Source organism: Rhodopseudomonas sp. B29 (genome assembly GCF_000333455.1).
Lineage (GTDB): Bacteria > Pseudomonadota > Alphaproteobacteria > Rhizobiales > Xanthobacteraceae > Rhodopseudomonas.
On sequence record NZ_BADD01000018.1, the window covers coordinates 1 to 9,740 of the forward strand.

The following is a 9,740-nucleotide window of genomic DNA, read 5'->3' on the forward strand; positions in this document are numbered from 1 at the left end:
GGAGACTACGACGCCGAAGCGAACGCCGTCTTGGACGCATCCGAACTCGGGCGGCTCCTCGTTCGCTGGATCGTCGACGTTTATCACAACACGCCGCACGCTGGTCTCGGTGGGGAGACGCCCCGGAACGCGTGGCTCCGTTTGACCAGAATCTTCCCTGTGATCCCGCCTCCAGACAAAGAGGTCAACCGCCATATCTTCGGCATCACTCGTGAAGCCCGGATCGGCAATCATGGGGTGCGCTTCAATCGGATTGAAATATCAATCGGCGGAGTTGCAACAGCTACGTCGCCGGACTGGCACGAAACCGGTCCTGGTTCGGATCGACCGAAGCGATCTCAGTCGTGTCTCTGTGCGTCCGAAACCGGGTACCAACACTCCTTCCGATCAGGGATGGATCTCCGTTGGTTGTCTGACCTCTGGTCTTGAAGGCGTATCCGTCGACCATTGGATGAGCGCCGCCCGAGTCATCCGAAAGACCCACGCGAAGGCGGCAAAGGTTAGCGAATCCGTCGTTCACCAAGCTCTCCGTGACATCTCGGAGTTTTCTCGGATGGCAGCCCAGCGCGCCGGGATCGCCTCGCCGCTCCTCAGTGCTGAAGGATTCAGGCGGTTCGAGCGCGATGTCGTTCGGAATCTCGAGTTTGTCCGAGGCCCGGAGAACGGACCGGAAGTACTTGAAGTAGCTAGCGAGAGCAGCGTCGCGGAAGAGAATATTGAAGGGCCGAGCGATGCCGGAGACGGGTTCGACGATGGCGGCGAAGGTGCCTGGTTTGTGGAGGACTGAGATGAGTGACAGCATGCTAACCCCTGTTGAGGCTGAAGATCCGATCGCGCGCATGCGGCGCCTCCGTTCCCAACCGCGGTCGACGGTAAGCGCCACGATGACGCAGCTCCAGTCGGCGTATTTTGGGACCGAGCGCGACAAGTTGCTCGATGAAGAGATCAGCATTTTGATCGACTCCTTCCTCGAAGTTGAAGGAGCCGAAGGCAGCCGCCGTGTCGGGCGCCTCCGGGAAGGCCGTGCCCTTACGGTTACCGGAGCTTCGGGAGCAGGCAAATCGCGGGCCCTCGATCGAGTGTTCTTGAAGCGCGAGGAATTTACGGGATACGGACGCCCGGAATCCGATTGCTTGCTCGTATCGGTGACGGCGCCCTCGCCTTGCACTCTGCGGCTTCTGGGCGAGAGCATTCTCAAGGCCCTGGGGTACCCTTTGACGCGAAGGCTTGATGAAAACGTCGCTTGGGATCTCGTTCGAAAGACGCTCGCGCTGAGACAGGTGAAATTTCTGCATATCGACGAGCTGCAGCACGTCCTTCAATCCCGCAATTCTGTCGAAATTGGAAAGATGCAGGACACGCTGAAGGGCTTGCTGCAGGATAAGCATTGGCCCGTTTGGCTAATCCTTTCTGGTCTTCCGAGTGTCGCAACGTTCTTGGCGAACGACATCCAAGTTCGTCGTCGCACCAGACATGTCGTGTTCTGGCCGCTCAAATTTCCGGATGAGATTCCGATGGTCCGTCGACTCATCACGTTCTACGGGAAAGACAAAGCAGGCCGTGAGTGTGCAATCGCTCAGGACAATGATCTGATCGGTCGCCTTATCCACGCAGCAAACGGCAGCTTTGGCGTGGTTATCGAACTCATTCAGGACGCCGTGGGGAATGCTCTCCGCTTGGACGATCCCAATTTGTTGACCGAACACTTTGCTGCGGCTTATGCGGCTCGCACCGGTTGCATTCCGGAAAACAACGTCTTCGTCGTCGCTTCGGATTGGGACCTCATCGATACGTCCGGGCTCGATGACATCGAGGAGCCTCCGGCTGAAGGCGATTCCGGGGAAAAGCCCAAAAAGAAGACTAGAAAGTCCAAGAAAGCGTAACGGAGTATCGCGTGAACTATATTCATTCCAAGATGGCGGCGACTCTTCGTGATGGCGAGTCACCTATGAGCTTCAGCTCGCGAGCCGGTCAACTCTTAGGCCGAACCGCCCGTGATTTCTGCCTCGACATGGGCTTCTCGTTCCAAGCAGTAGTTGACGGCAACCAAGGCGCCCTCGGAAGAATTGCAGCCTGTTGCCGTGTCGACCTGAGCCGGCTTTCGGACGCTGCGATTGTCAAAGTTGGAGACCGTCGCTATCGGATTCGCCAGCAGGAGGTCGTGCGGGACAGCCTGGCAAGGTCTTCCATGCGCGTCTGTCCTGTCTGCCTTCACGAAGACCTAGAGTTTTTGGATGGTCCGAGAGACGTACGCCCCTATGGGCGCACTCTCTGGCAGATTGGATCGATCAGAACCTGTCCTCGACACAATGCCGCCCTGGTTCAAGTTGTCGAAGACGATAATCCGCACCGCGTGCATGATTTCGCTCTTCTCATTAAGCCGTCGCTTGATGCGCTGCCTGAACTCATTCGCGCATCGAAAGAGCGCCCTCTCTCCGGGTTGGAAAGTTATCTCTGCGAGCGCCTTCTCCATCCAGAGCAAATGCAGCCCCGCTGGTTAAATCGGCTGCCATTCTATGCGGCTGCAAGAGCGAGCGAAATGCTCGGGGCTGTAGCTTCGCGTGGAATCCGCTTCTACGTTAACTCTCTGACGGAAGACGATTGGCACGCTTGCGGCGGTCGCGGTTACGAAATTGCCGAGAGTGGCGAGGACGGCATTCGTTCGTTGCTCTCGGATCTTCAGGACTCGTTTCGAGCGACAAAACACGACTGGGGACCACGGTCGATCTTTGGTCGCCTCTACGAATGGTTGGCGCATGAAATTTCGGATGAGGCGTATGCTCCTCTTCGTAGCCTCATCACCAGGCATGTGATCGACACCATGCCGGTCGGCCCTGGAGACGAGATCTTTGGGAAGCCGGTCGAGTCTCGCACACTGCATTCGCTGCACTCTGCATCGCTGGAGTTTGGCGCGCATCCCAAACGGCTTCGGAAGCTGCTGCTCGCCGCCGACGTCATCAAAGCGGATTGCTTGGATCGATCGGACGACAGGATCCTCTTTGAAGCCGAGAGAGCCCAGCCGTTTCTCGAGCGCATTGAGGGTGCGATGTCTCTCAAAGAGGCAGGCAAATACATCAATGCCCCTCGACCTCATGAACGGCTGCTCTTCGAGGCGGGCTTCATCCAGCCGTTCATCAGGGGTAGAACCGACCGGTTGAAGAACCATGCGTTTGCCAAGCAGGACCTGGACGCATTTCTCGCCCGTCTGCTCGATGGATCGCTCGAGGGAGACCAGGGCGGTCACTTGCTTCCTATTCCTGACGCGGCCAGGCGCGCCAACTGTGCGGCAATGGAGATCGTAAGGCTGCTCTTGGACGGGTCCCTCGAAAGGGTCGCGCGACGGCCAGACGTATCCGGATATCTTTCGGTTCTGGTGGATCCGGTTGAGGTTGGCAGGCACGTCCGCGGTCCCGAACTGCACGGCTTGACGCTGCGAAGCGTGGAGAAAGTTCTGCGTACGTCCTCAGCAACCGTGAAGGCCCTGATCAAGGGCAACCATTTGCCCTCTGGAGAAATGCTCAACCCGGTGAACCGCTGTCCTCAAACATACGTCCGCGAGGACGCCCTCAAGGATTTCATGGAGAGGTTCGCATCTATCGACGTCCTCGCCAGAGAGCTCGGGACCAGAGGACACCTCCTCCGTCCGCGACTTGACGCGATGACGATCGACCCGGCATTTGTACTCTCCGATGTCAATGTTCCCTTCTACGACCGGCGAACACTTCCAAAGACCTTGAGCGAGACGAACGCCTCTCAAACCTAGACGCCGCAGTCTCACCACCTCACACTCCATTCATCAAAACGCCCCTCGCTCTCCGGAAATCGGAAGCGAGGGGCTTTTTTTTCCGGCGACACCATCACGTTGCTCATCACGTCCCGTCCGACAACGAATGAGTCATCGTCTGAAAGAAAGATCATGCACAGTTTGCCGCAGCTGAGGCATTCTATGAGTAGCTGAACTGCGGCACTCCAATGCGAGCATTTGGATTGCTCCGCGGCACTTTCGAGATTCCAGATGAACGTTTTCAATTACTTACGAAGTGCGCTGCGGCATCCTTTGACTACCTCAACACCATATAGTCACAGCATCAAAAAAAGGGGGCGCGAGTCCCCCTTTTTTCACACCTTAAAGTGGTAGATAAGGGAACCAATAGATTCGCTGGCGGAGTTTTTGATGCTTGCATTGGGGATAAACTTTCAGAAGGGACGCATTCGATCGGTGCTCCTTGAGCGCAATGATGACGACCTCTCGTTAACTGATCGAAGAGTCATCAAGATCGATCCGGGGCTACCGCTTCCCGAACTGATGGAGCGATATAAATCGGATTTTCTGGCACTAATTGAGGAGTTCCGGCCCAACCTAATCGCGGTGCGGAATGTCTGGGAGAGCAAAGGAGCCGACTGCGCTACGTTCCAAATAATGCCAGCCGGAATATTGGCGCTCGTTAGCCGCGAGCGCGCCATCAAGCTATTCGCCTATTCTCCACAAGCGCTGCGAAGTGGCGGACCATTTGGACTGGCAAAAACCACGAAGCCCATCAGCGCCGTTGACGAGACATTTGGAGTACATCCACCGAGCTGGGACGACCTTCAAAAGGGAGCAGTTCTTGTGGCATGGAGAGCACTTCGGGAGACAGCGTAGTGCAACTGACATGTGGGCAAAAGATCGGAAATTTCACGACGTTGGAAAACGTCGGCTCCGGCTCATTCGGCACGGTTTACCTGATGCATCACGACTTAATGAATCGTGACAGCGCCGTAAAATTCGTCGAGAATCAGGACCCTAATAGATTCGTCGCCCATTTTGAGGCGCAGATTCTTGACCAATGCAAGCATGATCGCATCGTATCAGTGTATGGCGTTGATGTAGTAGCAGACCATGCTGGAACTTTGTTCGCGGCGATCGAGATGGAATATATCTCAGGTGGATCGGCCGCCAAACTCCTCGGTCAGCACGTCTCGATACGAAAGGCTATCAAGATAATTATCGACACACTCTTCGCCCTTGAACATGCGCATACTAAGAACGTTCTTCATAGAGATGTTAAGCCAGCCAATATAATGTTAGTTGGGGAACGCGCAAAATTGACCGACTTTGGCCTTGCGACAGACGGGGCCTCGGCTTTAACCGCAAGCGGGGCAGGATCCCCTGTGTACTGCGCACCAGAAGTAATCAACGACGCACTGACCAACGTTACTACAGACGTGTTTGCCACAGGAATGACCCTCTTTCAGTTAATCAACAACTATAAGAACCTCGCTGCCAAGATTCACTCACTCGACACGATCAGATTTTGTCGTGTGATTCCATCAATTGGCTATCGTAACTACGTTCCTAGGCGACTTCGCCTAATCTGTAATAGGGCATGCAATGCCGAGCCAGCGAAGCGCTACCAATCAGCCAGGGAGTTTCGTCAAGCACTGGAGTCACTAAGGATAAGGCAGGACTGGAATCAAGTTAGCGCCGATCATTGGTCCGCTCGAATAGGCAAACAGGTTCATGAACTTCGCGCTATCGGCGGAGGTGCCTTTCAATGCCTCTACACGATAAATGGAAGGCGCAGGAACGTCAATTGCAGCAACGCAAACAGCGCTTCGGCCGCGAGGGATTTGGTTGAGCGGTGGATATACGGCCACACTTTTTAGGTGTAATTGCACGGAATATGGCCACATCAATCGAAAATGCCGGCCCGAATACTTCGATCAAATATTTGGTCTGGTGATTGCTCAAAAAGAAGGGCGAATTAGCATGGCAACCCACCGAGTTCTACTAACAACACCTCCACTTGAGATCGGTCGAGCGGACGTCTGCCTTGAGATCCGCAGGAATGAGGAGAAGCTCGGCGATCTAAAAATCTCGCACGGCTCGGCTGTATGGTTCCCGAACGGAAATACATACGGGTACAAGCTCACTTGGTCTAAGATTGCCGAGTTATTCGAAGTACATGGACAAAAACGGGCTGAAGTCCGGAAACAGCGAGCGTAGCCTGCGTGAGCTCGTCGGGTGGATTGGCTGATAGGGCGGACCAGCCCAATGTGATCCGCCGCCCGCGGCAAAGACGGCACGCTTCGCTATTGCGCCTACACTCGCTGTAACACGTTGGCTATGGAGGATACAGAATGGCCGATGACAAGAGCAAGCGCGACTACCGTGACCGTAGCCGCATCAACACCAAAGAATCCTACGAAATGGAATACTGGAAGAAGAAGTTCGGCGTCTCCGGCCAACAAATCGCGGGAGCGGTGCGCGCGGTTGGCACTTCAGTCAAGAAGGTCGCCAATTACCTAAAAAACAAATGAGCAAGCGCAGCCTACGGTGTACCGAGAGCTACCCCCGGATTGCGCTTCGCTCTATCCGGGCTACAATTTCTTTATGACCATTTCGGCCACTAGCGTCCGCTTTGACGACCACACAATGTGGGTCGACCTGTCGGACGGTCGAACCCTCGGCGTGCCGCTGGCATGGTTTCCACAGCTGCTCCGGGCAACGCCGGCGCAGCGCGCCCAGGTAGAATTGAGCCGCGTCGGCCTGCATTGGGAGGCGCTCGACGAGGACATTTCCGTCGCCGGCCTGCTCGCCGGTCGAGGCGACGTCACGCAAGGCTCGGAAACTGCCGCGTAGTCCATAGGTTTGACCAAGGCGCGGACCACCGTGCCTACGTCGATCCTCGGCCGCCCCAAAGACCCCGCTCGTGGGCACGCCTCGCTTCGCCTACCCTACGAGCCCACAGCCATGCCGACGCTTGACTCCCGAAGACGATTCGGTTGAACTCCCACAAGCTTTTTATCAACACTTATATTATCGTGGCATTCTAAATGAGTTCGCTTGAACACCACCCTTATAATTCGATTGCCATCCCACCCGAGACGAGAACGCTGATCGTCGGAACGGCACCTCCGCCGCGCTTCTCCTTGCCACGGCCGCCTCATGAAGGGCCGAAGCCGGGCTGTGATGCAGACTTCTATTACGGGTCTGCGTCCAACATGATGTGGGTCTATCTGGAGAATGCTGAAGGCCGGAAGATTTTTGCCGAGCCGGGGTCGCCAGAAGCCTCCGTCGAAGACACGGTCAAGCTTATGGAGGAATTGCTAACGCGCCATAATTTATGGATGCGCGATGTTCTACAAAGCTATCGGCGAAAGCCCGGTCATGAAGGCGACTCGTCAGACTCCGGCATTGACATCGTGGGTGTCGATACAACGTTCATGGATTTCGCGGAAGTTCTAGCGGCTGGTCCGCATATCGATAGAGTTGTGTTCACGAGCGTTAACTCCGCCAAATTGTTCTTTACCAAAGCCGTGACAGCAGTCGGACAGCACAGCTTTGAGCATGTATTTGCTACGGCGAACGCTTTGCGGAAGGCGCGGAAGGGCATCGATACGTTCACCGAGCCATTCTACCAGGGAAATGTCGGCGGCCGGACAATCACATTCTACATTGCCCCTTCGCCATCACCAGCAGCGCCGGTACCTGACGTTGAGACGTGCACGAAAATCTACAGGCGGATTGTTCTTGGGCAGGCGTAGCCCATAGGGCGGAGCGCAGCGTCCGCCGCTCGCGGCAATCGACGTCGCCGCCGCCCAACGCGACGAATGCTCGCTCGCATGATCGAGCGCCATTCGGACCGCGCGGGCCCGGACCGCGGGTGAAAACTTGTTCGTCGTCTTGCTCGTCATGGCTCCATCCTCTCAGGAGTTGGAGCCTCCGGCAAACCCGGGGCGGTTCACTTAACAGCAGGCTCAGTTGGTGAGGCGGATCAGCTCGTAGGGTAGACAAGCTAAGCGCAAGCCGCCACTCGTCAATATCCGACGCAACGGCTCGCTATTGCACCCTACTTGCTATGGCAATGAGGTAAGGACATCAAAAGGAGGCCGTCGCCAAAGGAGGTTCAGCTCTGATTTTTTGGTGTGAGGAGTAATCGTGGGAGTAGTCGCGCGCGCCCATGGCCGCTCGTAGTATTGATGAAACTAAAAGAGCGGGTCTATGATTTCCGCTGATGGCGGGACGATCCATGACTGAAGACTCTAAGGAAGGACCTTCGAGAGCTGTTTCGAAGGAAGAGCTGGAGCTGCAAAAGCTTCAGCTAGAGATTATGTATTCGCGTCGCGGCTTTCGCTTGCAGCTGGCAAACTTCGTTACTCTCGTCGCTATCGCTCTGACTGTTTTTTATTTTTTCCAAAGGCCGCAAGTTCAGACTATGGAGGCTGCGCGCCTTGCAACTGAGAAGCATCAAGTTGCTCAGCTCGTGATTGCAGCCCTGGGAATTTCGGGCGATGCCGAGCGGGCACGTATTCTCGTGATGCTTGCGGAGCAATACCCGCACTTCGCGTTTGTGGGCAAAATCGCAACGAATGCTAAATTAATAACCGAGGCCAGTGCTCGAGGGTCGATCACGTCGCCCGCAAGCAGGGATGAGGCATCTCAAGACAGCGGTATGCATATTGCACAGTTGCCTGTTCAGCCGTTCCGCACTGAGCTGAAATCGGCCGCAAAGACGTACAACAAAATCGACGAGAGCATACAGGAAATCAATGCACAGCTACAGGTCGAGCAGTCTCGCGGAAGCAAGGCGCCATCCGATCAGGCTGCGAGGGGAGCGCTGACGATAGCATTGGCACTTGCTGAGTCACGTAGGCAGGAGCTCGAGTCGAAAATGGCTGAGGAACGGGCGAGACATGTGTCAGTGCCGACAAGGTCAGTGGTGCCGGCAAGTCCACCACCACCGCGTCCTCCGCGCTATGAATGGTTGCCAAATGAGACCAAGCCGAACCCAGACGCTACGCCTGTCATTCTTCCTCCTGCCGTGGGGCTTGACTAGGTATTGCCGCTGATCGGCAGACGGTCCGACAAGGCGTACTCCTCGTCAGGAGGATCAACCTAGCATTATCCGCCGATCTACCTCGAAGGCGCAATGCGCTTCGCTATTCCGCCTTCGGCTCTACGGCCGTGAACCATCTTCCCCAACAGCGCGTCTCACCATGAGCTTTGGTCGCGCCGGCGCGGCAGGGGTTCGGGCGGACGCTGCCGCGTTTGCGCCCGCTCCGGGGTCGCGGAACGACCGGCGCATCTTGGGAGAACTTTCATGCGTCTCGCGTTCGCCGGCACGCTCGTGCTGGCTCTGTCGGTCTGCTCGGCGGCCCAGGCCGCGGAGGTGCGGTGGACGTTCACCAAGCAGCCCGCCGAAGTGCTCGGCATGCCGGCCGGTGAGGAAGAAGCCGACGATGTGCTGCGCTTGACCTGCTCGAAGGGCGGCGCGGTGCAGATCGGACTGGGTGGATACAAGAGCCTGGGCAAAGGCAAGGGCGAGAAGCTGAGCGTCACGCTGGCCAGCGGCACGCAATCCGTCACGCTGAATGGCAAGTCGGTGCTCAGCAAGAATTCTGAAATGACCGGGGCCTTTGAGCTGAGGGCGGATCTTGCTCCCGGCGAGACCCAATCCTTGCTCGGCGTCCTGACCGCGGGAGCGCCGATCCGCGTCTCGGGCGGCCTCAAGGACACTTGGTCGGTGAAGGGGCTGAAGGCGATCGTCGAGCGCTTCAGCGCGGGATGCGTCAAGAGCTGAGCAAACGTTCCGAGCGTAGCCCCGAAGTCCTAAAACACCGGAATCATCCTTGCAGTCAGTCCAGTCGCGCCTCCAGGAAAATCGAAGGGCTCGCACTTCTTCAGCTGAGAAATGATGTACTTGCCGCGCTCAACCTTGTTTAGCGGAGTGGCTTTCATGATATATCCATGGTTGTCG

11 protein-coding genes and 1 pseudogene are annotated in these 9,740 nt (G+C 56.5%); 10 read left to right on the forward strand and 2 right to left on the reverse strand.

Annotated elements, in window-relative coordinates; translation table 11 throughout:
* Nucleotides 1-234, reverse strand: a 234-nt coding sequence (locus I5M_RS33275; RefSeq protein ID WP_040771492.1) for a hypothetical protein, incomplete at its 3' end; no start/stop codon positions are given.
* A gap of 319 nt (nucleotides 235-553) precedes the next feature.
* Here I5M_RS33275 and I5M_RS33280 point away from each other — a divergent pair.
* The 8 genes from I5M_RS33280 (at nucleotide 554) to I5M_RS31920 (ending at nucleotide 7,527) form a co-directional block, all read left to right on the forward strand.
* On the forward strand, nucleotides 554-787 hold the full coding sequence (locus I5M_RS33280; RefSeq protein ID WP_210161605.1) for a hypothetical protein: 234 nt from the start codon (nucleotides 554-556) through the stop codon (nucleotides 785-787).
* A 1-nt stretch (nucleotide 788) separates the two neighbouring features.
* A complete protein-coding gene (locus I5M_RS00540) occupies nucleotides 789-1,883 on the forward strand; it encodes an ATP-binding protein (RefSeq protein WP_031334857.1) in 1,095 nt (364 codons plus the stop codon).
* A gap of 11 nt (nucleotides 1,884-1,894) precedes the next feature.
* Nucleotides 1,895-3,763 carry a TniQ family protein gene (locus tag I5M_RS00550; RefSeq protein ID WP_148287792.1) on the forward strand — a complete coding sequence of 623 codons (1,869 nt, stop codon included), beginning with the start codon at nucleotides 1,895-1,897 and terminating at the stop codon, nucleotides 3,761-3,763.
* A gap of 411 nt (nucleotides 3,764-4,174) precedes the next feature.
* On the forward strand, nucleotides 4,175-4,642 hold the full coding sequence (locus tag I5M_RS31915; RefSeq protein WP_148287793.1) for a hypothetical protein: 468 nt from the start codon (nucleotides 4,175-4,177) through the stop codon (nucleotides 4,640-4,642).
* A complete protein-coding gene (locus I5M_RS31095; RefSeq protein ID WP_083909467.1) occupies nucleotides 4,615-5,646 on the forward strand; it encodes a serine/threonine-protein kinase in 1,032 nt (343 codons plus the stop codon). Before I5M_RS31915 ends, I5M_RS31095 begins: the two co-directional genes overlap by 28 nt.
* A 474-nt stretch (nucleotides 5,647-6,120) precedes the next feature.
* A complete protein-coding gene (locus I5M_RS00560; RefSeq protein WP_022719621.1) occupies nucleotides 6,121-6,300 on the forward strand; it encodes a DUF3606 domain-containing protein in 180 nt (59 codons plus the stop codon).
* Nucleotides 6,301-6,373: 73 nt separating this feature from the next.
* Nucleotides 6,374-6,622: a DUF2442 domain-containing protein gene (locus I5M_RS00565; RefSeq protein WP_022719622.1), complete on the forward strand. Its 249-nt coding sequence runs from the start codon at nucleotides 6,374-6,376 to the stop codon at nucleotides 6,620-6,622.
* A gap of 194 nt (nucleotides 6,623-6,816) precedes the next feature.
* Nucleotides 6,817-7,527, forward strand: coding sequence for a hypothetical protein (locus I5M_RS31920; RefSeq protein ID WP_148287794.1), 711 nt, complete (start codon nucleotides 6,817-6,819; stop codon nucleotides 7,525-7,527).
* Between the two features lie 21 nt (nucleotides 7,528-7,548).
* Here the strand turns inward: I5M_RS31920 and I5M_RS34340 are convergent.
* Nucleotides 7,549-7,677 (reverse strand): annotated as a pseudogene (locus I5M_RS34340) (IS3 family transposase); the annotation flags it as partial.
* Between the two features lie 335 nt (nucleotides 7,678-8,012).
* Here I5M_RS34340 and I5M_RS00575 point away from each other — a divergent pair.
* A complete protein-coding gene (locus I5M_RS00575; RefSeq protein ID WP_148287795.1) occupies nucleotides 8,013-8,819 on the forward strand; it encodes a hypothetical protein in 807 nt (268 codons plus the stop codon).
* A gap of 264 nt (nucleotides 8,820-9,083) precedes the next feature.
* Nucleotides 9,084-9,563, forward strand: a complete 480-nt coding sequence (locus I5M_RS00580; RefSeq protein ID WP_022719625.1) for a hypothetical protein — start codon at nucleotides 9,084-9,086, stop codon at nucleotides 9,561-9,563.
* The last annotated feature ends 177 nt before the right edge of the window (nucleotides 9,564-9,740 follow it).

Excerpts from the sequence above, each read along its gene's own strand:
- I5M_RS31915 (WP_148287793.1), top strand. The coding sequence starts at position 4,175 with ATGCTTGCATTGGGGATAAACTTTCAGAAGGGACGCATTCGATCGGTG.
- I5M_RS31920 (WP_148287794.1), top strand. The coding sequence starts at position 6,817 with ATGAGTTCGCTTGAACACCACCCTTATAATTCGATTGCCATCCCACCC.
- I5M_RS31095 (WP_083909467.1), top strand. The coding sequence starts at position 4,615 with ATGGAGAGCACTTCGGGAGACAGCGTAGTGCAACTGACATGTGGGCAA.
- I5M_RS00575 (WP_148287795.1), top strand. The coding sequence starts at position 8,013 with ATGACTGAAGACTCTAAGGAAGGACCTTCGAGAGCTGTTTCGAAGGAA.
- I5M_RS00560 (WP_022719621.1), top strand. The coding sequence starts at position 6,121 with ATGGCCGATGACAAGAGCAAGCGCGACTACCGTGACCGTAGCCGCATC.
- I5M_RS00580 (WP_022719625.1), top strand. The coding sequence starts at position 9,084 with ATGCGTCTCGCGTTCGCCGGCACGCTCGTGCTGGCTCTGTCGGTCTGC.
- I5M_RS00540 (WP_031334857.1), top strand. The coding sequence starts at position 789 with ATGAGTGACAGCATGCTAACCCCTGTTGAGGCTGAAGATCCGATCGCG.
- I5M_RS00565 (WP_022719622.1), top strand. The coding sequence starts at position 6,374 with ATGACCATTTCGGCCACTAGCGTCCGCTTTGACGACCACACAATGTGG.
- I5M_RS33280 (WP_210161605.1), top strand. The coding sequence starts at position 554 with ATGGCAGCCCAGCGCGCCGGGATCGCCTCGCCGCTCCTCAGTGCTGAA.